Origin of the sequence: Bartonella sp. MM73XJBT (genome assembly GCF_028618465.1) — a bacterium.
Taxonomy (GTDB): domain Bacteria; phylum Pseudomonadota; class Alphaproteobacteria; order Rhizobiales; family Rhizobiaceae; genus Bartonella.
The window spans coordinates 99091-121464 of the sequence record NZ_JAQISY010000004.1 but is presented as its reverse complement, the minus strand read 5'-3'; the positions used below and the strand labels follow the sequence as shown (position 1 = coordinate 121464).

The window sequence follows — 22374 nt, the reverse complement described above, 5'->3', positions numbered from 1 at the left end:
TCTGTTGGGTAACAAGATTGGTATTGCCTTCAAAAGGTTGTAAAGGTCTAGGATGATGCGTATTTTACTACCCTTGTTTTATATATGCTGTGGTAAGAGATTATGATATTCTTTATGGATGATTATCAAATACCATTTGTTTTCACTCTAGGGTTTTCATGATGTGAGGTGGCAAGGTGCATTGATAAAGAAATATTATTGCTTCAAATTAGAAGAGGAAAATACGCGGAAATGGAAGTTATATGCACGTTCTTTCTTATGAGTTTGAAGAAAGGAAATTGCATAAGTGATGTATAGAGCTTTGTTATAAAAAATGGACAAAAGATTATTGGTTATCGGTAAAGTTATGGCATGATTCTAGAAATATCATGGGGAAAAATGATTTTTTTAAAGTCTATAAGAGTATTGTAAAAAATTAAGATAAATCTTATCAATTTATAAAAGGATATTGGTAAAATTTTTTATTGTGAGCAATCTGCTCAGGAGAGAAAGCGTAAAGAATATTTTGATATGCAACACTTGTTCCATAAAAGTTATCACGAAAAACTATTTTGAAATAAATAAGTTTGTGTTTCTTTGCTACTGATAGCAAAATGAACTTTTTCTATGTAGATTCTGCTTTTCTCATAGTGTTTACCTTCTTCACAAGGCTTTATTTTCATTTTTCTACAAAAGTTTTACTATCTTCAATATAGAAAAGTTATTTAGAGCAAATAAAGTGTTTAGACCAAATCTTTCGGATATGCAGTTAGTTTTGGGGGAGGGAGATGTGTTATTGCCTTTTTGAATGTTTCAGAGCGCTTTTCGTTAAGAGCTAAGGGATTTGAAAAGAAAATTATTACTTTCACCTGTTATTTAAATGCAAATGCTTTATTCGAAGCTGATTAAGGGCGAATTTGTGTGATGTTTTGGTGATTATGCTGAGCTAGGAAGTTTTTGAAAAAACTTGTTTTTAAGGTGCACTATTGGGGCGTGGAGATGATTTAAAAAGCATCGCAAAAGCGGAGACTTTATTGATAGTATGTCGTCCAAACAGGTTTTAAAATGTATGTCTGTTATCTTAAATAAAATATAGAGAACCAATAAATTGAGCATAGTACAAGAAGAGTAGTATTCTCCAATTTATATTTAGGCTGGATTTGCTATGTACAGTGGTGAAGCTGTTAAAAACATTTCCGTGAGTAACAATGGTTTGCCTGTTAATCGCAATCGGGAACGGCGTGCCCAGAGTGTTCCTTTTTGGCCGATGTGAATGTAGTCACGAGTCAATTTGCCACTGTTAAATAAATAATGCCCTAATGGTGTTGTGCCCAAATGCATCAATTCTTGGTTTTGTTCGAGAAGGGTTTCTTGGGGGATTACGGTGCGCCCAAGAAGCCAAGGTTGATTATCTCCCATCAGTATGATTTCACGTAGCCAGTAACGTGCGCTTTGAGGTAAATGCTCTGCTTCATCCTGCAATTTATCCTGCGTGATAAAACATTCACGCTGAGGTTCAATACGTATGCTGGCACAGTGTTTTTTTAATCGAAGCGTCATCGAACCAGGTTCCATGAGCCAATCACGGATGTTTTTGGGCACAAAAGAGTTTTGATCGGAGAGCCATTCTAGAGGCGGTATGATGGAATCTCTAAGATGAGACATTACTTCACTCCACACCTAAAATCGTATTTCGTATGTTATTATGTTAGGGTGATATAAACAGATATTTCTCATTCTAATGCGGAAATGTTCAGGCAGCAAGATTTGAAACAAGAAGAGAGAAGAAAAATTTCAGCAAGGGGTATTTTATGAAAATATGTTGTAGGCGGAAGTTTAATATCTCTCATGAGTAAAACTTAGAACACAATGAAAGGAAAATGAGAAAGATATCATCTTTATACTCTCTTTTTTCGTTTCATTGATATGGGGGAAAATTCTCTTTATTATTGATAATAATTCAAAGGGATTATTTAAGTTTTTTGGTAAAGTGATTGCGTTGGTAGAATGCAGAGAAGCTAAATGTTACGTGATAGAATTTTAAAGCATCAATTTTATAATAATGATGGAGTAGTTGTGTTCGCCTTACAGTAAGATAAGTAGCTTTAATGGTGGTTGGTATATTTACTTAGAAAAATTTTAAGTGTTGGTAAGGTGTGGAAGCAATCAGATATTAAAACAATGAAATATTAAAAAACAGCGATGTGTGCATTGTAAATGCAATTATGCCAGCATTGTACTAAAATAATGTCATTGTGGCTCATGCTATAAATGGGTTGTCGTATATTGGTTAGAGATGGTGTGTTGTAAAACTGTGTTGTCCTTTAATAATATCATGATGGTGATGCAAAAGGATTGCGGCTTAAGCATCTCACCATCATTTCTCTTCGCGGCAACTTTTTAAGTTATTGCGGAAACATTTTAACTTTTCCTCAGCACAAAAAGGTGTAAAAAAAACGCTCTATGATCGGATTTTACGTCCTATCCATATCAAAATACAGGCTCCTATAAAACCTGAAACAAGATAGCCAAACCAACCAGCAAAGCTTACTCCTAAAAGACCAAAAAGAAAACTCGCTAATGCGGCTCCAATAACTCCTAAAATAATATTTAGCAACACTCCTGTTTGGCTTTTCATAAGATACTGTGCAGCCAATCCTGCAAGCCCCCCGATAATAATAGCTGCAATCCAGCCGATATTTGCGTCTTCCATTATACCCTCCTTTGTCTAAGTCTAGACTGTTAATTTTAACTAGGGTAAGTTTTGCAAAGGTCAATGTTCACTTTTGCTCGATGAAGGGATATTTCTGCTGGAAATTTTGTTACACCACTCCTTTGCCGTTTTTCAACTCACGTGAAGATCTTATGCGTACAATTTTATTTCTATAATATAATAAATAACATCTCTATCATAATACTAAAAAATGCTAAAATGAGCAATTATTTTACGTAAAATAGTATCTACAAAAGTAGTTTTTATAATGAATTCTATATTTATGAAAATATTTATTACCAATTTTGTTATAATTTTTGAAAAAAATGAGAATAACCTGACTTAATGAACAAATAAAATTTATATTCAGAAAATTTACTCGTATAATAGCAATAACGCTTGAATAATTAAAGATATTTTTATTTTATTATTTACAAAATATTGTATAGGTTTATATTCTTAAAATATTGATATTACCATTGCAATTTTAGAGATATTTACATTTCTGATGGTAGGCTTTTTTCTTGATGATCATACAGTAAAGGGGCGTTTTTTACAAGAGCATTTGATTTGACTTTAGACATTTGAATATTCACAATTCATGATTGCTGTGGTCCATGTATCGTTCAAAGATTTTTAAAATGAAGATTTGCTTGTTTGTTGGTCAGTAGGATTACGCAGGCGAGAACTTTGAAGCAGTCCTTGTGCTTCTAAAATTGGGTAGATCATTGATGTTAAAAGAGAGTTGATTTGTTTTAGATCACGTACAGTGTCAAGATGAAGACTGGACGATTCTACATTTTTAAGATCTCCTTCACGAAGGCGTTTAAAATGCTTTAAACTCATCTCTTTTTCTAAATTTCGCAGTTGGTCTTTTTTCTGTACCAGCAAATGTGCGGTGTGGGTGTCACGCGAGACAAGAACATTAAATGCAATATGTGCATTGGCGAGAACAATGGAATGGAAACGAAGAAGGTCATTCCATCCTTCACTACTAAATTGTAGACCTTTTTGTTGTTTCTTTTTAACTAGCATAAGCATATTATGAATAATAATATCTCCAGCTTGATCCAATTTTATACAAGCACCTAGAAGCTCTTGTGTTTGAAGGGCTTCTTCATCAGACAATTTTTGTCCAGCTAATCGTGCAAGATAAAGTTTTATTGCGATATGCTTTTTGTCCAATATAGTGTTTAGCTGGTTGAGTTCACGGATGATGTCGAGATCTGGTTTTTCATAAAGTCCCATGATTTTTTTTAACATGATGTCTACAAGATCACAAATATGGATGACTTCACGCATGACATTCGAAAGTGCTAAAGTTGGACGTTCAAGAACGCTCTCATCAAGAGCTGTTTGATGAGAGAGATTAAGTGTTTTATCAGTTTGCGTTTTTTGGGCACTTAAATGGACAATTTTTGTGGTTAGTTTTAAAACCCATTTCGAGAGGGGTATTCCAGCAAAGAGAATGAAAATATTGAAGATGATATGGGCGTTGATCACTTGAGAAGCTGCATCGTGACCAAGCCATGTGATGGGTGGTTGAAAGGAGAGAAATAAGATGAGGACAAGGATTGAACCGGCTCCACGCATGAGTAAATTTCCTAAAGGAACGAGACGCGTATTAGGAGAGGCGTTGCGTGTTAGAAGTGGTGCTATAAGAGAAGAGCCAAAGTTAACGCCAAGAACCATGATAACACAGAGTTGAGCGTGAATAAGATCATAGTTAGCAAAATTGACGAGCAAAATAATTCCTGCAATGGATGAATGCAAAAGATAAGTTAATATGGCTGCTAGTAAGAAAGAAGAAAGGGGATCGGTTGAAAGATAACGAATGATGCTAGGCAAAATTTCGCTCTCACGTAAGGGCTCTGTGGCGGTGCTTATCATTTGTAAAGATAAAATTAAAAGACCAATACCGATGACAATACGTCCTATTTGACGCCAATTACGTTTTTCAGTGGTCATGAAGATACAAGTGCCGATTAAAAGACATAAGGGTACAACGATTGTGAGATCATAGGAGAGAATTTTGACAACGAATGCTGAGCCTAATTCTCCTCCACGCACGGCCATAAGTCCTGCTAATCCAGAGACAAAGCCAGACTCAACAAAAGAACCAACAAGCAGCGTTATTGCTGTAGAACTTTGTAAAAGCATTGCTGAAAAAAGTCCAAAGCTTATAGCAAATAATGGTTTGGAAATAACATGACGCATTTTGTATTTTAGCTTGTCTCCATAGGTCCGTTCAATGCCTGTGCGGACCATGCGTGTAGCCCAAAGAAGTAAAGAAACAGCACCTGCAAGATGAAGGAGTACCAAGGAGCCATTCATGATCCTTTTTCTTTCTCTGTTGTTATAAATATGGTTGATCTAAAAAATTGACGAATTGTGTTTATCGTTTTAGGTGTCTTTCGCTTCTAATACATGACGAAAATCATAGCCACTTGGATTTTGAAAAATCTTTAGACCAAAACTTGGAAGTATCGAATAAAGATGATCAAAAATATCAGCTTGAATTTGTTCATATTCTAGCCAAACAGTTGTGTTGGTAAAGCAATAGATTTCCAGGGGCAAACCATTTGGGGTAGGCGGTAATTGCCGTGTCATCAGTGTCATATTTTGTTCGATATGGAGATGTTTTTTGAGATAAGCAACAACATAAGCACGGAAAGTTCCAATGTTTGTTAAACGGCGGGTATTGGCTAACACATCATGATTTTTATCTAATTGTGTGTTCCATTCAGTGATTTCCGGTATTTTTTGTATGAAATAATTTTCCAACAAATTAAATCGGGAAAGATATTCTTGTTCTTCTTCTGTGTGAAAACGAATACTTGACTGATCAATGAAGAGGGATCGTTTAATGCGCCGTCCCCCCGATTCTTCCATGCCACGCCAATTCTTAAAAGGATCCGTGACCAGTTTACGGATCGGCACAGTTGTGATTGTCTTATCAAAATTTTGTACTTTAACAGTGTGAAGTGCGATTTCAGTGACATCACCATCTACATCGAGACTAGGGATTTCAATCCAGTCACCGACGCGTACCATATCGGTGGAAGAAATTTGAATACCTGCAATGAGAGAAAGCAATGTATCTTGAAAAATCAACATGAGGACAGCGGCCATTGCGCCAAGACCGGATAAAAGAATAAGAGGGGAGCGGTCAATTAATGTGGCTACCATCAGAATTGCAGCTACAGTAAAAAGCGCAATTTTAGCGATTTGAATATAACCCTTTATTGGCTTTAACCGCGCTGTTGGTTGTTGTTCATAAAGAATATTAATAACATTCAGAAAAGATGAAATAGCTAAGACAACAACAAAAATAATGAAGGCGTTTGCGACATTGCCTATAATAGTGCTGAGTGTCGGGGGAAGGGTTGGAATGAAGTTAATACCGATGGAGAGAGTAAAAGCTGCAACAATATTTGCTATGTAATGGATGGTATTTTCAATATCAACGGTTGTCTTTTTAGGAAGAAAAGAAGAAAGCCGTTTTACTCCGTGAAAGAGAAGGTTGCGTGCTAAAAAATTGACTAAAAATGCAATGATGATAAGAATAATAAGCCAAGCAATAGATTCTAGCAGTGGATATTGAACAAGAAATTTGATCACTTTTTCATTCTCCATTTCTGAAAATATGCGGTTGGAGCTTAATCTTTTAACCGCTTAAGAGGAAGTCTTGGAATTATGCTCTAAAGTCGTTAAATATGCAAAAAAGAAATTTAAAACTCTGTGAGAGATAATGCGATTTACGTCCGATTTCCTTGATGAGCTCCGCACAAGATTACCAATTTCAACAGTTATTGGACAAAGGGTGGTGTTTGATCCCCAAAAAAGCAAGCCTTCGCGAGGGGATTTTTGGTGTTGCTGCCCATTTCATGGTGAAAGGACTCCCAGTTTTCATTGTGATGATCGTAAAGGCCGCTATTATTGTTTTGGCTGTGGTGTCAGTGGCGATATTTTTACTTTTCTTTGTGAACTTGATGGATTGCATTTTTCAGAAAGTGTAGAGCGTTTGGCTGATTTTGCAGGGGTAAAACTCCCTGTTTTTGATCCACAAAGTCACAAACATCATATGGAAAAAGCAGACCTTTATGATGTTATGAGGATAGCTACGGATTTTTTTCAACAGAGTTTACATGATAAAGAAGGTGTGCAGGCGCGTCGTTATCTTCATGCGCGTGGTGTAACGCCAAAACTTGCAGAGCGTTTTCGAATTGGTTTTGCTCCGATAAGGCGTACAGCTTTAAAAGAAGCTTTAAGCGCGCGGGGTATTTCTATCAAACAAATGGAAGATTGTGGACTTCTCAAATTGGCTGAGGATAATACGGTTTCTTATGATCGATTTAGAAATCGTATTATGTTTCCTATTGAGGATTTACGCGGACGTGTGGTGGCTTTTGGAGGGCGTGCATTAGAAAAAGATACGCCGGCGAAATATCTTAATAGCCCTGAAACAGTACTGTTTCATAAAGGAAACATGCTTTATAATGCAGCCTCTGCTCGTAAAAATAGCCGCTTTGTTGGTGATGAAAAAGTCCGTTCAATTCTTGTGGTTGAAGGTTATATGGATGTTATTGCACTGACTAAAGCTGGTTTTGAGGGAGTTGTAGCACCTTTGGGGACAGCATTAACAGAAGCGCAAATTGGGCTTTTATGGCAGATGGCAGCTGATCCTATCTTGTGTTTTGATGGCGATGATGCTGGTTTAAAAGCGGCTTTTCGTGTTGCTGATCGCGTGTTGCCTCTTTTGAAGGCGGGGGTGTCGGTACGCTTTGTTTTATTGCCACAAGGTAAAGATCCTGATGAAATTATTTCTGCTAGTGGTGCACAACTTTTTTCTTCTTTTTTACAAAAAGCAATTCCATTGATTGAGCTTTTGTGGTGGCGTTCTACTTACGGAAAAAACTTTGAAACTCCAGAGGCACGAGCCGCGCTAGAAAAACAACTGAAACAGCAAATTTTTACCATTAAGGATGAAGATATACGTCGCTATTATTTACAGGATATAAAAAAACGGCTTTTTGATTTTTTTCGTCCTTTTTTTTCGAAAAAAAAATCTACAGGAGGGTATCATCAGTCTTCGCAAAACAGAATATTTAAAGATCAATCTTTTTCTGTTTTGGCAAATTCCGGTATTGTGCGCCACTCTTCGGAATCTATTCCTCTGCGTGAGGCCGTTATTTTATTGCTTTTAGCTTACTATCCTGAGTTGTGGTATGAAAATTTTGAAGTTTTGGCTGAGTTAGAATTACAAAATACTCAATTGGTATGTTTTCATCAGTCTATGTTAGAAATTCTCGGCAATCAACAGCTTCATGATAAGGAGACAATGGTTGCACTCTTAGAAGAAAGAGGACATAAAACGCTCTTAGAACGTATGAAACATCTTGTGCAAAATATCGGTATGCGTACGGTCTTTATGGGGGTGCCCATTGAAGATGCTCGTGCTATATTAAAACAGGCTGTCTACTTGCATCTTCAAGAATACCACCTACATAAGAGACTACAAGATATTGAAGCGCAACTGGTAGAAAGTCCTAACAGTGAGGTTTTTGATTTGCTTCGTGAAATAAAAAATGAGTTAGAGCAAATGCAAGCGACAGAAGCGTTAATTGAAGGATTTGGAAGTTGGTTGGATGGAAAAATAGACGGGAATAAGCAAGATACAATAAAATGATTCGCTTTTTTGATGCGAATCAGTCACCTAAGGCTTAGTATGAAGAAGTTATATAAAGCGACATTTTTATAAAGAATGACGACTGAATTTTAGGAAAAGCGGGAAATTGGTTCTTAACTATAGGGTACAGAGATTATCTCAGAAAGGCTGAGAGGTGTCGGGGAAACTTCTAGAGTTTTCCCGCGTTTTTGTGTGAATGACAAGGTGTATACGATATGTAGTCTTTCAAATGGTAATCTTTTCTAAGAGGGGGTATATTATAGGAAACTGTTCGTACGCTTAAATGAGAACGCAAAAAGTTGGTCACATGGAAGTTGTGGAGTGATCAAGTGGAGTTATGGTATGGCAACAAAGGTTAAACAGAAAGATAATGTAGAAGTATCAAGCCAAGCAAGTTTGGATAGTCCTCTTCTTGATTTTTCTGATGATGCCATCAAGAAAATGGTTAAACTTGCCAAAAAGAATGGTTATGTGACGATGGATGAACTGAATGCAGTTCTTCCTTCGGATGAGGTTACATCTGAACAAATTGAAGATATCTTGGCGATGTTCTCCGAGATGGGAATTAATGTTGTGGACGATGAAGATGAAATCGATTCTGGACATTATGACGAAGAAGTAACGGTGGAAGGAGGCGATTTAGTAGAGGCCTCTAGTCACGCAATTGCAACGACAACGAATAAGCGAGAGGTGACAGATCGTACTGATGATCCGGTACGCATGTATCTGCGGGAGATGGGAGCTGTAGAGCTGCTTTCGCGAGAAGGCGAAATTGCTATTGCTAAGCGTATTGAAGCAGGACGTGAGACAATGATTGCAGGACTTTGTGAGAGTCCTTTGACTTTTCAGGCCCTCATTATCTGGCGTGAAGAATTAAAAGAGCAGCGTATTCTTCTTCGTGAAATTATTGATCTTGAAACAACTTATGCGGGACCAGAAGCTAAGCTGGCCCCTTTTGTTGAACGAAGTGAAGTTGATAAGATAAAAGAGGACAAGACATCTGCTGGTGTGCGTAATATCGAGGGTCTTGCCGGTGATAGAGGCGTTGAGGATGATGAGGAAGAAGAGGATGATGTTAATTTATCTCTTGCAGCAATGGAGAATGAGCTTTGTCCTCAAGTTATGGAAACATTGGACTTTATCGCTCAGACCTATGTAAAATTGCGAAAATTACAAGATCAGCATGTTGAGAGCAGTTTAGCGGAGCGTAAAGAAGGTGCTCTTTCACCTTCTCAGAAGAAGAAATACATTCAATTAAAGAGCGAGTTGATTCAAGCAGTCAAATCTCTCTCTTTGAATCAAAATCGTATCGAATCTTTGGTTGAGCAACTTTATGATATCAATAAAAGATTGATTCATAATGAAGGGAAGTTGAAACGAATTGCTAACAGTTATGGCATTGGCCATGAGAATTTTTTAAAAGAATATCAAGGCCGTGAACTGGATGCTGATTGGACCAATTATATTGCGACTTTGCCAGGAATAGGGTGGCAAGAATTTTCTATGCGTGAAGCAAAAGAAATTCAAAGGTTGCGTAGCGAAATACAGAATCTTGCCCAAGAAACGGCTATTTCCATTAGCGAATTTCGTCGGATTGTTACACAGGTGCAAAAAGGTGAACGCGAATCAACCATTGCTAAAAAAGAAATGGTGGAAGCTAATTTGCGCTTAGTGATTTCAATTGCAAAAAAATATACTAATCGTGGTCTGCAGTTTCTTGATCTTATTCAAGAAGGCAATATCGGTTTGATGAAAGCCGTCGATAAATTTGAATATCGGCGGGGCTATAAGTTTTCAACCTATGCAACATGGTGGATTCGTCAAGCAATTACCCGCTCAATTGCTGATCAGGCACGCACTATCCGTATTCCTGTTCATATGATTGAAACTATTAACAAAATTGTACGTACATCGCGCCAGATTTTGCATGAAATTGGTCGAGAGCCTACACCAGAAGAATTGTCTAGCAAGCTTTCTATGCCATTAGAAAAGGTGCGAAAAGTTCTTAAAATTGCAAAAGAGCCTATTTCCCTTGAAACCCCTGTTGGTGATGAAGATGATTCCCATTTGGGTGATTTTATTGAAGATAGGAATGCATTGTTGCCCATTGATGCAGCTATTCAGGCTAATTTGCGAGATACGACAACGCGCGTCCTTGCTTCCCTCACGCCACGTGAAGAACGTGTGTTGCGGATGCGTTTTGGTATCGGTATGAATACCGATCATACTTTGGAAGAAGTTGGTCAACAATTTTCAGTAACCCGGGAGCGTATTCGTCAAATTGAAGCAAAGGCGCTTCGCAAATTGAAACATCCTAGCCGTTCACGCAAATTGCGTAGCTTCCTCGATTCTTGAACAAAGGAACTTGTGTATTTTCAAAAATGTCTTCAGGCATGTGAGTAAAAAGTGTATCATATTGTTCTTGAAGCACTTTTTTGAGAGGAGGCAGGGTGCTGCGTGCAAAATTCGCGGTATCTAGCGTTTTGTATGTTTTTGATCTTTGGACGATTGTTTATAAAATCAGCAAAGAATGTGTGTAATTTGTTAAGTGATTTCTTAAAAGAATGAATGATGTCTAAAGAATATTATTCTGCATGTAGCGGTCAATTGATTCAGAAACATGATACTAAAACATCACTGATGTTGGAAGGTATCAACTTTTTTATTGAGTAAGGTGCTCTTATACTGCAAAAGCATCCAGATAAGCGATTTATGTGAATGTGTGGGAGTTTAAAAGATTTCATTCAGACCGCTTGCTTTTGATTGTAAAATATTTTCATTTCCATGTTTTGATTGTGTTCTGTGTTTGTTTATGAGAGATATTTTAATGCATTATTTTTCTGTATGTGAAATCTTTATTCAAAATAGTGTGTATCTTTGATTGAATTTGTTTTAAAAGTTTGTCGTAAGGCAGTGTCGCAAATTTATTTTTTGCTTTTTAATCGCTTTTTCCAAAAAGATATGGTTGATTTATGAGTAAAGAAAATCCCTTTTGGAAAGTCAAAAAATTAGAAGAAATTTCACTTCTTGAATGGGAAAGTCTTTGTGACGGGTGTGGATGTTGTTGTTTGCATAAAGTAGAAGATGATGATACGGGTGATATTTATGCAACGAGTGTGGCTTGTCGTCTTTTAGATAGAGAAACTTGTCGGTGTCAGAATTATGTTCATCGTCAATCAATCGTTCCAAATTGTATAGCGTTGGATGTTGCGACGGTTAAAACAGCTCGTTGGCTACCAGAAAGTTGTGCTTATCGGTTGATTAATGAGGGAAAAGGTCTTCAATGGTGGCATCCGCTCGTGTCAGGAGATTGTCAGACGGTACATCAAACACAATTTTCTGCACGTGGGCAGATAGAAGTTTACGAGGATGAATTATCGTCTGAAGAAGCTTACCTTGAGCACATCACTGGTCTTCTTTGTGAAGGCCAGTGATTAATGATTGCACGCAATAATTGATGATATTACATAACTTAGTTTATAGAAAATACCACGGTAATACTGACGTTATAGCCCAATTCACCCCCTGAAAAATTTGTGTCTGTATAACTTGTATCCGCTGCTCGGCTCATAAGGCGTGGCTTTGGATAATAGGGATCGTTATTTTCATTGATTTCAATAATTTTTCCTAATTTTACATCTGCTGCTTGTGCTATCGTTTTTGCTTTTTCAATTGCCTCAGCAATAGCTTTTTTACGTGCTTCTTGATAAAATGGTTTTGGATCGGCGTTGGTAAAGGTAATGCCATTGACCGAATTAACACCAAGCGCCATTGCTTGATCAAATATTTTACCAGCATTGGCGAGATCTCGAATACGCACTGTTAAAGAATTTGAAACATGATACAGTTTTCCAGTGTGCTGTTTTTCGTGATGTTTGTCGGGGGTATATTGATAAATTGATAAGCCTGATGTTTGTAAATCATTTGCTTGGATACCATTGTTTTTGAAAGCGTTTACAATATCATTCATAGACTTATTATTGGCGGCTAGCGCTTGTTGAGCAGTTTTGTCATCTGTAACAACGGCTAAACTGATAATTGCCATATCCGGTGCTGCTTGGCTTTCGCCTGTTGCCGTAACTGTAATTGTTGCGTTTTTCATTTTGCTTTCTTCAGCATGGAGAGGGAGTGAACTGATGAGCAGTGTGAGTGCCATCATCGCTATTTTGATTCTATAGTGATGCAATGAATGGAAAACTGTTTTTGTCATATCTATTCCTTTATATTTATCATTTACTACTTTCTCATTTCTGAGAGTTCTTGTAAAGAAATTAGAGCATTGGAAAAAAAACCAAGAGAAAAGAGAAAAAGATGGGTTATAATTTAGGTAGGCTCTTGTGTCATAGGGCATTTTAGTTTAGAGAAGAGCAACCTATGTGGGGCCTGTAGCTCAATTGGTTAGAGCCAGCGGCTCATAACCGCTTGGTTGGGGGTTCGAGTCCCTCCGGGCCCACCATTCATAAAAAGAATAGGTTCTATAGAAGTCTTTGATTTTCTGTCTCACTGTTCTGCTGGTTTATTTTTGTCGGTTCTGTTTTTTCATCTTTAATTGTTTTCTTGTAAGTGATTTTCTTTTTACAGTTTTGCTCTAGAGTGGTGCTATGCTCTTTTTAGTCTAACCAAAAAGCCTTTTATTTGACGCCATTATTGCATCTACGCTAATTAATATATCTTTAAATTTTCTGCTACATTACATTCTTTATGAGGCACAGGGAAATTGTCCTTGATACGTTTTTATTGCCGCTTTTCTCTTCTGCTTTTCAATAAACGACACTATCTATGGTGTCTTTCTGATTATTCAAAACTGCATCATTACGATTTAATTCTATGCAAAAGAACAGAATTTACAGATGGTTATGTTATAGCATATGTTCAGTGATAATAACATTTGTTATCGTTTTCTTTTTTCAAGCTGAGAATTCATTCTTCTTTTGGTAAATGCTTGTGCAATGTATAGCAGCTATCATTAGGGCTTGACCCATTGTCTCTTTTTCAGTATTGCCATTTTTGTTCATGATAGATCTCTATGTCAATATTTTTAGTGGACTTCAGAGGTGCAATAACCTTTTACGCAAGGTATGCCATAGGGTTGTAGGCAGCACTGCTGTTCATAAGAACTGTACGTATTGCATTGCTCTATTTTTGCATATGCGATATCGTTTGAAAAACATAGATAGTGCTGTGTAGAATAAAACTGTGATATATTCTTCTTTTAAAATAAGCTTTTTTGTATTCTTTCACATAGAGAGCAGTAGCGTTTTCAGAGATATCTTCACATTCATCAGTTATTGGTGCGAATCGTTGGATTTGCATAACATTCTTAACGTTGTTGATAAAAGTGATAATGCCAGTTTTTTCACAAAAGGATCTGGATCGTGCGATGTTTTCTGTTTCACTATGGTACATAACCAACAGAATTCCATCTAATTTTATAAAACCAGTTTGTATACAACTGCTTCCATACTGCTTATTGCAAATATTTTTTCTAAGGTATGGGATATGTGCAAACGTTTTAGCGTTATATATAGTTTGACTACCTGGAGTATAACTATGAAGAATGACGAAAAATTTGAGGCAGCTTTATCTGATATTATCGTGAAATGGGAGGCTTTGTCTACGACTCAAAAGCAAAAGATATTGAAAATAGTAGAAAGTTCTACAAATTCTGCTCAGTCAACAGAATACTTAAAGCTTCAATCTTCTTTTTATCTCCAGAGGAAATCAAAGCGATAAGTTTTAAATCTTCATCGGAGATGTTAAAACCAGTTATTACATATATGGCGCTAGCATTTCCAAGTGTGTTAAGAATAGCCATGAGCTTATCTACAGAGGGTCTTTTTCCTCCCTTTATCATCTGTTGTACATAGTTTTGTCCACAGCCTGCTGCTTTACTTATTTGAATCATTGTGCGTCCGTCACTTTCTATTAATTCAATTAAGCGTTGGAACCAATCTTTTTCAGTCTTTTTCATTTTTAGACCTTTACACATTTACGCTATAGCGTTAATATTACACTGCGAATCCAGAATATATGAGATAAGGAGCGTGAAAATACCCATGCGTAGCTTTTCGCTTATGAAGGATACAGAGTTGTTTTTAACTAATAACAAAATGTCCCCATACACTTTCAGATTCGAATCAATAAAAAATGGTTGCTTAGTTTCACGATTGTGACAGGGTGGGTGCGTATGACCATAAATGGAAATACACTTGGTGTGTTCATGAAATATTATTGATAGTATACGCAGCGTCATTATAAATCAAGATATCCCCTAACATTGGCATTTATAAGAAATTTCTGCATTTGGTGTGTGGATAGAGTGGATTTCTGTGCTCTGGAGAAAAAAGATTATGGCTGTAGAAATTACAAACTCATGGGAGCAGAATACTTGTTTTTCTTTTGTTTTAAGAGATTCAGTTACTGTCAGAGATGGTATATCGCATGTGGGCGTTAAGAGAGTTTAAAAACATCAAAAAAGTAATCTTGATAATTTTATAGAGATGAAGGTACTTTCAGTCATGAAGATGTTTATTGGGGAAAGTGTCATATTAATGGTGGAGGTTTTATCGAAAATGGGTGTGTTTTGGCTGATCCCATAGTTTGTGATGATGTTCCTTTTAGCAGGGACATTTGTGTTTATGATAGCACGCAGATATATTGCATGTTACCTGTATTCACCATTCTTCATGTGTGTAGTAATGCACAAATATATGGTCGTGGAACAGGCAACAGTAGGCTGTATATTTGCAATAAGATAAAGATTTATTGTAATTTGAAGGTGAGTAGCAATGCACGTGTTAACGGCTATGATCTTGTTTATAACTGTGTAGAGATTCTCAAAAATTCTAAAATTTATATCAATGTTTTCGTTTGCTTTTATATAAAGGTTCATGAGAAAGAAAAAGTTTACGGTTATCTTGAAGTTTATCATTGTGCAGATTTTTGCAATGAAAAAGAGATTTGGATAGGGAGTTGCATTCTCCATAATATAAAAAAGGTAAATAAAAACGATACCAGGGAGGCATTTGCTGAACGTATTGGGCTGCTTGCATTATTTGAAATCATTTGTGGTTTTGCATTTTGTCTCAATCAATATGATGCAAGTAATTGGTATAAGGGGATGGATTTAGGTAGCTTTATGAGGCTGTCCTGTATCATTTTTTAGCGTGTTTTGATGGAAGTGAATAAGGAAACTGAGCGTGATTTATTACACTTGGTAGGCGGTCTTTTGCATTCTTTTTTTGATGGAGGGCGAAACAAAGAATTGGTCGAGATGGTCAATTTAATGGCAATTAAAGGAAATCCAAATGAGTGTAAATGAAATTTTATTAGGAATGGTGATTGTTGTTTTGTTTTTTAGTGGATTCGTATTTCGGTTCGCTCTTTATTATCGCGATCAGGTTAAAGCTTTTAAAGAACAGGTACGAAAGATAAACCATGAGTTCTTAAGAGATTCTATGAAGATGACTGAAGAGCGAGATAGGGCAATTAGAGAGCAAAATATGGTGATTAAAAGACGCGATCAAGCAATTGAAAAACTAAAAAAACAAGTTAAGCAGTACGAGGATATTATAAAGCAATATAAGGAAGCGGTTCAATCTGGAGATGATGTGAAAAAGTAATTATGCACATTGTATATTGGAGCTTTTGCATGACAAGATTTTTAGAGTGTTAAGAAAGTTATGAAAAAGTTTAGGGATAACGGAAAAGGTAAAACTCCGTCATGAAAGCGAATGTTGAGTTGGTGATGAAATTATATTTTTGAATGTTCAAATTTACTTTCATGCTGTGGTTTATAAAAATACTCAAGTATATGGAAAGATAATTTGGGGCGGTGATGTAAAAGTTTATGATGATACACTGATTTATAAGTCTGTGAAGTTGTTATAACAATGCAATATATAATTTCGGAACTATCTTGAAGAGCTAACGTTTTTTGTGACGAACCATTGCTAAAAACAATGGGGGAGGCGAGATGTCTTATGAAGGAGTAAGTCACCACCCTCATATTTTTTACTAGCTCTAAGAGTTGTACAGTTCTTAGGTTAAAGAGCTTTCATAAGAGGCATTTTAGTTCTTTCTTGTACAATTTTTACCCACGCGCCATCCCCGCTTGTGATGTGCAAGTGAATAGTTTTGATATAAATCAATATGAAATTATGATGTAGGGAGGCACATAACAAAGTAAAAATTCTGTCTTCAGGATCAATAATATTAAAATTGTAGCTCTCTAATGAGAGCTTTATGCGTAATCTCTTTTATCTGCTCAATATTCATTAGGATATCTTGTTTTGTTGGATAACCTTTACTAGAAAAAGCGATTTTTTGCTCGTCTCCTGAGATTAAACGCCAATACCACTGATTGTGAACTCCTTGAAACACCTCAAAATACATGCTTCTCACCTCATAAAATAGCCAATAATTTGCAGGATAAATATTCAAACACTCTGACTATAGATATTAAAGTATGTCTCTATAATAAGTCGTCAATATATTCCCCTTATTTTTTTGCTCTTAAGCAATAATTTCTATGAGGGTTATATCTTTGTAACAAGAAAGTACTTATTGTCAATAAGAAGAAAACGGGTATTTTATACTATTTATAGCAGAAACTTTCCTTCGTTATCATTTGGCAAAATTATCCCGTATTTCTACTATTGAAACAAAATTTTTACAGATATCAAACTCTATCAGCATGGAAAAATGCTTCTTTCCGTGCTGATTAAAGGTTTACATTTTTTTATATCCTTTGTGATCAGGATATTTACTGATTAGCTGTGATTTCTTTTTGAGATACGCTTCGAATGAGTAAATCAATGAACAAGCTAAGGGTATAGGAATTAGCCATTTTTGCTTTCATATCAATCAGAGAGGTTGCAGCTTTTGGGTTAAGACTATTCGATAAGCCCTGCTTTGACAAATATTGCTGCAATTTCTCGTAAGAACTATCGATTTTTTCCTGATTTGGTTTTTCACTACGATCACTATTGGCAAGAATTTCCTCGAGTCCTTCGATTTTTTTTATAAAATAGTTCCAGTCAAAGTCACCTTTAGTATATTCGGTATCAAACATTTTCCCCTGTCCGGTTAAAAGCCAGTTAATATTGACACCGTATAACGTACGGTATGTTTGTAAAACACTAAGATTGGGTTCTCTTTCGCCACGTTCATAAAAAGCGATAGAGTTTTTTGTCATGCTAAAATTTTTAGCCAAGGTTTCACGTGATGGATCTCCTAAAGCGAGACGTACATAACGTAAACGTTTGCCAAAGATAGTTTTTGATTCAGTTTCAGGACGTGCCACGAATTATCTCCCTCAGTAAATCATCATGGTATAGACTTGTGATAAATAAAGCCACACTATGTATTAATATCTCATGATGTAATGTCAATATTTATAGCTTTATTTTCCTTTATTTTTTTAATTTTAGTGGATAGAAAGTCATTTTAAACTGATTAGTTTGTACCTTAATTTAAGGTAGATACTCATTTTTTTATAAAATGAGAGAATCACTTAATTTTTCTCTTGTTTTTTCTAAAGAGCATTTCCATATAAGCACGCCGTGTAGGTTGTCGTTATTTTTCTATGAACAGATGCCATTTTTCGATGTGCACTCTACAGATAAATGAAAAATAAATTTTGAGGTATGATCATGACCTTATTAGGTTATTTTAGATGGGCTTTCTTTTTTACAGTTGTTGGGTTTTTTCTAGGAGGCATTATTGGTTGGTTGGAAACAGGGAGTATTACCGGCTTTCTTAGATATTTTTTTATTTGCTGTGTGCTAGGAATTTTAGAAATTTCCTTATCTTTTGATAATTCTATTATCAATGCCCGTGTTCTTGGAAAAATGGATTTTGTATGGCGTCGTCGTTTTTTGCTATGGGGCATTTTAGTGGCTGTATTTGGGATGCGGATTGTTTTTCCATTACTCGTGGTTGCTGTTGCTGTTGGGATTAATCCAATTGCGGCAGTAAAATTAGCAATATGGGAACCACATCAATATGCTGCAATTTTAACAGATGCACATATGGGGATTGCGGCTTTTGGAGGAACTTTCCTCATGATGGTCGGTTTGAAATATTTTTTTGATTCGCAAAAAGAGGTCCATTGGTTTTCTTTGATAGAGAAACCTGCTCAAAAATTGGGGACGCTTGTTGGTATTGATGTTGCAATTGTTTTGGCTTTGATATTATTCTTTTCCACACAGATTGTCACAGAAGATAAAATAACTTTCTTACTTGCTGCGCTTTATGGACTTTTGACTTTTATAGGAATCGAAGCAGTGAGTTCACTTTTGGATGCTCCTAAAACGACTCTTAGTACTGTTACAAAAGGGGGAGCAGGCGCCTTTCTTTATCTCGAAATTCTAGATGCTAGTTTTTCTTTTGATGGGGTGGTTGGTGCTTTTGCTTTTTCACATAATCTTTTTATTATTGCAATTGGTCTTGGTATAGGGGCGTTCTATGTTCGTTCTATGACGATTATGTTAGTTGAATCTGGAATATTGTTGCATTATCGTTATTTAGAGCATGGTGCTTTTTATGCCATTTTGGTGCTCGCAGTTATTATGTATCTGCAAACAACTATATCTGTTCCTGAAGTGTTAACAGGACTAGTGGGAGTTTGTATTATTGGAATGGCATTTTATTCGTCTCTTCGTTTTAAGCGTCATCATCTCAATAAGCATCTTTAACCTAAGTAAATTAAAAATTTTTTATACATGGCAATGGTAAAAGAAGAAGGGATTTTAGGAAGCCATTAAGAGTTCTATACCGGTTTCGTTCATAAGTTTAAGCATTGTATTGAGAGAACCATTTACATCAATGCCAGCGCAGGCATTTAATGAAACGCTGACTTTAAAGCCACATTGTATGGCGTGAAGTGCAGAAAGTCCTACACAAAAATCTGTTGCCAAACCACACATAGCAAGTTTTGTGAAGCCGTGTTCTTTGAGATAAACTTGTAAGCCTGTTGGTGTTTTCTGGTCATTTTCAAAAAAGGCGGAATAGCTATCAATTTTTGGGTTATAGCCTTTTCGAAGGATAAGTTGCGCCTTTTCAACTTTAAGAGATGTATGAAAGTCTGCTCCTTTGGTTCCTTGTACACAATGATCGGGCCAAAGTATTTGAGAGCCATAGTCAAGATCAACGGTATCATAGGGCTTTTTATCAGGGTAGGAAGATGCAAAACTACAATGGTTTTGAGGATGCCAGTCTTGGGTTAAAATGACATGATCAAAGTGGTCTATGAGATTATTGACAGCCGGTATAATGATATCGCCTTGTGGTACTGCAAGTGCTCCACCTGGTAGAAAGTCGTTTTGAACATCAATGACGATTAAGGCTTTTTTTTTCATAGACATATTCCTGTGGGAGACTTACTTTATGTGGTACTTTTAAAAAGTTATATTTTATTTTGAAGTTTTGAGATAATTGGGCGGATATTGGTATTACCTTTATAATTATCAAGCCAAAAAAGAGGTATGGATAAGTTTTTACAGTTCGCTTTATAGTTTTTTACGAACTGTAACCATCTTCCAATGGGGAGTGCACTATAGTCACTTCTTGCTATATGTTGGTGCAAAGCTTTCATGATCATAAGGCTTGGGACGTCAGATCCCATAAGACGGCGATCGTTTTGTAAACGCAGCTTAAGTCCCATCAAAGAAAGAGGTGAAGTCCATTGTTTTCCGTAACACAAAATTAATGAAAAAAGAGCGGGCTTTTTTACTGCATAGTGTAAAGCCCATAAGGCAAAAAAAGAAGGGGCATAGAGAATGAGCTTTTTATGGGGCACCATATTACATTGGTAAGACGGTTTAATACGATAAAAACACAATGTTGTATCGGGTATAGAAAAAAGAGGTGATGTTTGATAGCATGTTTCAGGTACAGCTAAAAACAGCTGTTCTCTATTTTTTGATGGGGTGTTTTTTTGCATGCAGAACCGTAGTAGGGCTTGTGAGATGAGAAAAAATGTATCAATATAGAGTGAGAGGCTTTTGATACAAGGAAAGCACTCTTTACTGCGTAGTTGAAAAAAGTGAAAGCACTTTTTTCAAGTTTCTGATTTTTAATACCGAAAATATCAAAGAGAAATTTATGGCACGTCAATTTATCTATCACATGGCTGGGCTTAATAAGGCTTATGGCAATAAAAAAATTTTAGAAAATATCCATTTGTCTTTTTATCCAGATGCAAAGATTGGTATTTTAGGACCCAATGGTGCAGGTAAATCAACAATTTTACGTATTATGGCTGGGCTCGATAAGGAATATACGGGGGAAGCATGGCTTGCTGAAGGGGCACGTTGTGGCTATTTGCCGCAAGAACCTATTCTTGATACGAGCAAGGATGTGCGTGGCAATGTGATGGAAGGTGTTGCAGATAAGCAGGCAATTGTTGAGCGTTATAATGAATTGATGATGAATTATAGTGAAGAAACGGCTGATGAGAGCGCTCAGCTGCAAGATATTATTGATAGTCAAAATCTTTGGGATTTAGAAAGTCAAGTAGAAATGGCTATGGCTGCTCTTGGTTGTCCGCCTGCCAATGAGAGTGTGATAAAGCTGTCAGGAGGTGAGAAACGGCGCGTTGCTCTATGTAAATTGCTTTTGTCAAAACCTGATTTATTGCTTTTGGATGAGCCGACAAACCATTTGGATGCAGAAACGACAGCTTGGCTTGAAAGACATCTGCGTGAATATCCTGGCGCGGTACTTTTGGTAACCCATGATCGTTATTTTCTCGACAATGTCACAGGTTGGATTTTAGAAGTAGATCGCGGTAAAGGTATTCCTTATGAGGGGAATTATTCTGCTTATTTGGCGGCAAAAGCCAAACGTTTGGCTCAGGAAGGTCGTGAAGAGGCTGCGCGTCAGCGTGCATTGTCACGTGAGCAAGAGTGGATAGCTTCTAGTCCAAAAGGGCGCCAAGCAAAATCAAAGGCTCGGATTAAAGCCTATGATGAATTGGTGCAGGCAGCACGGGAGCGCCGTCCTGGAGAGGCACAAATTATTATTCCTATTGGAGAGAGATTGGGGCAGGTTGTCATTGAAGTTGATCATCTTTCTAAAGCATATGGTGAGCGTGTGTTAATTGATGACCTCTCTTTTAAGCTTCCTGCTGGAGGGATTGTTGGAGTCATTGGGGCTAATGGGATGGGAAAATCTACTCTGTTTAAAATGCTGACGGGCCAAGAACAGCCAGATTCAGGTCAAATACGTATTGGGGAAACAGCTTACATGAGTTATGTTGATCAGAGTCGTGATGCATTGGCAGGTGATAAAACTGTTTGGGAAGAAATTTCTGGTGGAAATGATATTATTAAATTAGGCAAATATGAAATGAATAGTCGCGCTTATTGCGGTGCGTTTAATTTTAAGGGAGCAGATCAACAGCAAAAGGTGGCAAATTTATCAGGGGGGCAGCGTAATCGCGTTCATTTGGCTAAGCTTTTAAAAGAGGGAGGCAATGTTCTTCTCCTTGATGAACCAACAAATGATCTTGACACTGAAACATTAGCTGCATTGGAAGATGCATTGGAAAATTTTGCTGGTTGTGCGGTTATCATATCGCATGATCGTATGTTTCTTGATCGATTGGCAACGCATATTTTGGCTTTTGAAGGTGAAGGCCATGTGGAATGGTTCGAAGGTAATTTTGCCGAATATGAGGCTGATAAGATTCGCCGTTTTGGTGCAGAGTCCCTCAATGTTAAGCGTGTTAATTATAAGCCTCTTACGCGCTAAAATTTTTTATCTTGTTTAAGCTTGATTTGAGAAAATGATGGTGGTTGCTGGTGTCTTCTTTGTGTTTAAAACAGTATACCATAGGGTAAATTTTGTTTTTCACTTCTGAGATAACAAAGAAAGCTTAGAATTCTTATTATATTCTTTACAGAATATTTTATTATGTTTGAGATACTGATAATACATAATAACATATATAAATCTCTCTTATTCGTTACATTATCGTGGAGGGTTATAA

The 22374-nt window shown here is 36.6% G+C and carries 19 protein-coding genes and 1 tRNA gene; 10 read left to right on the top strand and 10 right to left on the bottom strand.

Features of this window, described 5'->3' with window-relative positions:
- Nucleotides 1-1128: 1128 nt before the first annotated feature.
- From ubiC to PVV69_RS02600, 4 genes are all read right to left on the bottom strand, one after another.
- Nucleotides 1129-1644, bottom strand: coding sequence for a chorismate lyase (gene ubiC, locus PVV69_RS02615; RefSeq protein ID WP_273756343.1), 516 nt, complete (start codon nt 1642-1644; stop codon nt 1129-1131).
- 796 nt (nt 1645-2440) lie between these two features.
- A complete protein-coding gene (locus PVV69_RS02610) occupies nt 2441-2692 on the bottom strand; it encodes a GlsB/YeaQ/YmgE family stress response membrane protein (protein WP_273719824.1) in 252 nt (83 codons plus the stop codon).
- 636 nt (nt 2693-3328) lie between these two features.
- On the bottom strand, nt 3329-5026 hold the full coding sequence (locus PVV69_RS02605) for a Na/Pi cotransporter family protein (RefSeq protein WP_273719826.1): 1698 nt from the start codon (nt 5024-5026) through the stop codon (nt 3329-3331).
- Between the two features lie 69 nt (nt 5027-5095).
- Nucleotides 5096-6313 carry a mechanosensitive ion channel family protein gene (locus tag PVV69_RS02600; protein ID WP_273756342.1) on the bottom strand — a complete coding sequence of 406 codons (1218 nt, stop codon included), beginning with the start codon at nt 6311-6313 and terminating at the stop codon, nt 5096-5098.
- Nucleotides 6314-6443: 130 nt separating this feature from the next.
- On the opposite strand from PVV69_RS02600, the gene dnaG reads away from it, so the two are divergent.
- The 3 genes from dnaG (at nt 6444) to PVV69_RS02585 (ending at nt 11815) form a co-directional block, all read left to right on the top strand.
- Nucleotides 6444-8381: a DNA primase gene (gene dnaG / locus PVV69_RS02595; protein WP_273756341.1), complete on the top strand. Its 1938-nt coding sequence runs from the start codon at nt 6444-6446 to the stop codon at nt 8379-8381.
- 342 nt (nt 8382-8723) lie between these two features.
- Nucleotides 8724-10736, top strand: coding sequence for an RNA polymerase sigma factor RpoD (rpoD, locus tag PVV69_RS02590; protein ID WP_273756340.1), 2013 nt, complete (start codon nt 8724-8726; stop codon nt 10734-10736).
- Nucleotides 10737-11353: 617 nt separating this feature from the next.
- Nucleotides 11354-11815, top strand: coding sequence for a YcgN family cysteine cluster protein (locus PVV69_RS02585; protein ID WP_273756339.1), 462 nt, complete (start codon nt 11354-11356; stop codon nt 11813-11815).
- Between the two features lie 38 nt (nt 11816-11853).
- Here PVV69_RS02585 and PVV69_RS02580 read toward each other — a convergent pair whose 3' ends face one another.
- On the bottom strand, nt 11854-12591 hold the full coding sequence (locus PVV69_RS02580) for an SIMPL domain-containing protein (protein WP_273719834.1): 738 nt from the start codon (nt 12589-12591) through the stop codon (nt 11854-11856).
- A gap of 169 nt (nt 12592-12760) precedes the next feature.
- Here PVV69_RS02580 and PVV69_RS02575 point away from each other — a divergent pair.
- Nucleotides 12761-12837, top strand: a tRNA-Ile gene (locus tag PVV69_RS02575).
- 1094 nt (nt 12838-13931) lie between these two features.
- Complete coding sequence (locus tag PVV69_RS02570; protein WP_273756338.1) at nt 13932-14114, top strand: hypothetical protein; 183 nt, start codon at nt 13932-13934, stop codon at nt 14112-14114.
- Here PVV69_RS02570 and PVV69_RS02565 read toward each other — a convergent pair.
- Nucleotides 14038-14352 (bottom strand): helix-turn-helix domain-containing protein, encoded by a 315-nt coding sequence (locus PVV69_RS02565; RefSeq protein WP_273719838.1) that lies wholly within the window; start codon nt 14350-14352, stop codon nt 14038-14040. The two genes, PVV69_RS02570 and PVV69_RS02565, sit on opposite strands and share 77 nt — an antisense overlap.
- 612 nt (nt 14353-14964) lie before the next feature.
- On the opposite strand from PVV69_RS02565, the gene PVV69_RS02560 reads away from it, so the two are divergent.
- The 3 genes from PVV69_RS02560 to PVV69_RS02550 are packed head-to-tail and all read left to right on the top strand — an operon-like array spanning nt 14965 to nt 16003.
- Nucleotides 14965-15546, top strand: a complete 582-nt coding sequence (locus tag PVV69_RS02560; protein ID WP_273756337.1) for a hypothetical protein — start codon at nt 14965-14967, stop codon at nt 15544-15546.
- Nucleotides 15547-15555: 9 nt separating this feature from the next.
- On the top strand, nt 15556-15702 hold the full coding sequence (locus PVV69_RS02555) for a hypothetical protein (protein WP_273756336.1): 147 nt from the start codon (nt 15556-15558) through the stop codon (nt 15700-15702).
- Entirely contained in the window at nt 15689-16003 is a 315-nt protein-coding gene (locus PVV69_RS02550; protein WP_273756335.1) for a hypothetical protein, read from the top strand. Before PVV69_RS02555 ends, PVV69_RS02550 begins: the two co-directional genes overlap by 14 nt.
- A gap of 592 nt (nt 16004-16595) precedes the next feature.
- Here PVV69_RS02550 and PVV69_RS02545 read toward each other — a convergent pair.
- Nucleotides 16596-16775, bottom strand: a complete 180-nt coding sequence (locus PVV69_RS02545; protein WP_273719845.1) for a YegP family protein — start codon at nt 16773-16775, stop codon at nt 16596-16598.
- 370 nt (nt 16776-17145) lie between these two features.
- Nucleotides 17146-17685 (bottom strand): helix-turn-helix transcriptional regulator, encoded by a 540-nt coding sequence (locus tag PVV69_RS02540; RefSeq protein WP_273756334.1) that lies wholly within the window; start codon nt 17683-17685, stop codon nt 17146-17148.
- Nucleotides 17686-18034: 349 nt separating this feature from the next.
- Between PVV69_RS02540 and PVV69_RS02535 the strand changes: the two genes are divergently transcribed.
- Nucleotides 18035-19078 carry a DUF475 domain-containing protein gene (locus tag PVV69_RS02535; protein WP_273756333.1) on the top strand — a complete coding sequence of 348 codons (1044 nt, stop codon included), beginning with the start codon at nt 18035-18037 and terminating at the stop codon, nt 19076-19078.
- 54 nt (nt 19079-19132) lie between these two features.
- Here the strand turns inward: PVV69_RS02535 and pncA are convergent, their stop codons facing one another.
- Both pncA and PVV69_RS02525 read right to left on the bottom strand, forming a co-directional pair.
- The gene (pncA, locus tag PVV69_RS02530; protein ID WP_273756332.1) at nt 19133-19741 is read right to left on the bottom strand and encodes a bifunctional nicotinamidase/pyrazinamidase; all 609 of its coding nucleotides are present in this window, start codon (nt 19739-19741) and stop codon (nt 19133-19135) included.
- A 47-nt stretch (nt 19742-19788) separates the two neighbouring features.
- Nucleotides 19789-20325: a hypothetical protein gene (locus PVV69_RS02525; RefSeq protein ID WP_273756331.1), complete on the bottom strand. Its 537-nt coding sequence runs from the start codon at nt 20323-20325 to the stop codon at nt 19789-19791.
- Nucleotides 20326-20486: 161 nt separating this feature from the next.
- Here PVV69_RS02525 and ettA point away from each other — a divergent pair, with 161 nt between their 5' ends.
- Nucleotides 20487-22136: an energy-dependent translational throttle protein EttA gene (gene ettA / locus PVV69_RS02520; protein ID WP_273756330.1), complete on the top strand. Its 1650-nt coding sequence runs from the start codon at nt 20487-20489 to the stop codon at nt 22134-22136.
- Nucleotides 22137-22374 lie beyond the last annotated feature (238 nt).

What these genes read in the sequence shown, in the direction of transcription:
- PVV69_RS02610 (WP_273719824.1), bottom strand. Translation starts at nt 2,692, where the DNA reads ATGGAAGACGCAAATATCGGCTGGATTGCAGCTATTATTATCGGGGGG.
- rpoD (WP_273756340.1), top strand. Translation starts at nt 8,724, where the DNA reads ATGGCAACAAAGGTTAAACAGAAAGATAATGTAGAAGTATCAAGCCAA.
- PVV69_RS02525 (WP_273756331.1), bottom strand. Translation starts at nt 20,325, where the DNA reads ATGCAAAAAAACACCCCATCAAAAAATAGAGAACAGCTGTTTTTAGCT.
- ubiC (WP_273756343.1), bottom strand. Translation starts at nt 1,644, where the DNA reads ATGTCTCATCTTAGAGATTCCATCATACCGCCTCTAGAATGGCTCTCC.
- PVV69_RS02535 (WP_273756333.1), top strand. Translation starts at nt 18,035, where the DNA reads ATGACCTTATTAGGTTATTTTAGATGGGCTTTCTTTTTTACAGTTGTT.
- PVV69_RS02565 (WP_273719838.1), bottom strand. Translation starts at nt 14,352, where the DNA reads ATGAAAAAGACTGAAAAAGATTGGTTCCAACGCTTAATTGAATTAATA.
- PVV69_RS02605 (WP_273719826.1), bottom strand. Translation starts at nt 5,026, where the DNA reads ATGAATGGCTCCTTGGTACTCCTTCATCTTGCAGGTGCTGTTTCTTTA.
- PVV69_RS02585 (WP_273756339.1), top strand. Translation starts at nt 11,354, where the DNA reads ATGAGTAAAGAAAATCCCTTTTGGAAAGTCAAAAAATTAGAAGAAATT.
- PVV69_RS02550 (WP_273756335.1), top strand. Translation starts at nt 15,689, where the DNA reads ATGAGTGTAAATGAAATTTTATTAGGAATGGTGATTGTTGTTTTGTTT.
- dnaG (WP_273756341.1), top strand. Translation starts at nt 6,444, where the DNA reads ATGCGATTTACGTCCGATTTCCTTGATGAGCTCCGCACAAGATTACCA.
- ettA (WP_273756330.1), top strand. Translation starts at nt 20,487, where the DNA reads ATGGCACGTCAATTTATCTATCACATGGCTGGGCTTAATAAGGCTTAT.
- pncA (WP_273756332.1), bottom strand. Translation starts at nt 19,741, where the DNA reads ATGAAAAAAAAAGCCTTAATCGTCATTGATGTTCAAAACGACTTTCTA.
- PVV69_RS02555 (WP_273756336.1), top strand. Translation starts at nt 15,556, where the DNA reads ATGGAAGTGAATAAGGAAACTGAGCGTGATTTATTACACTTGGTAGGC.
- PVV69_RS02570 (WP_273756338.1), top strand. Translation starts at nt 13,932, where the DNA reads ATGAAGAATGACGAAAAATTTGAGGCAGCTTTATCTGATATTATCGTG.
- PVV69_RS02580 (WP_273719834.1), bottom strand. Translation starts at nt 12,591, where the DNA reads ATGACAAAAACAGTTTTCCATTCATTGCATCACTATAGAATCAAAATA.
- PVV69_RS02545 (WP_273719845.1), bottom strand. Translation starts at nt 16,775, where the DNA reads ATGTATTTTGAGGTGTTTCAAGGAGTTCACAATCAGTGGTATTGGCGT.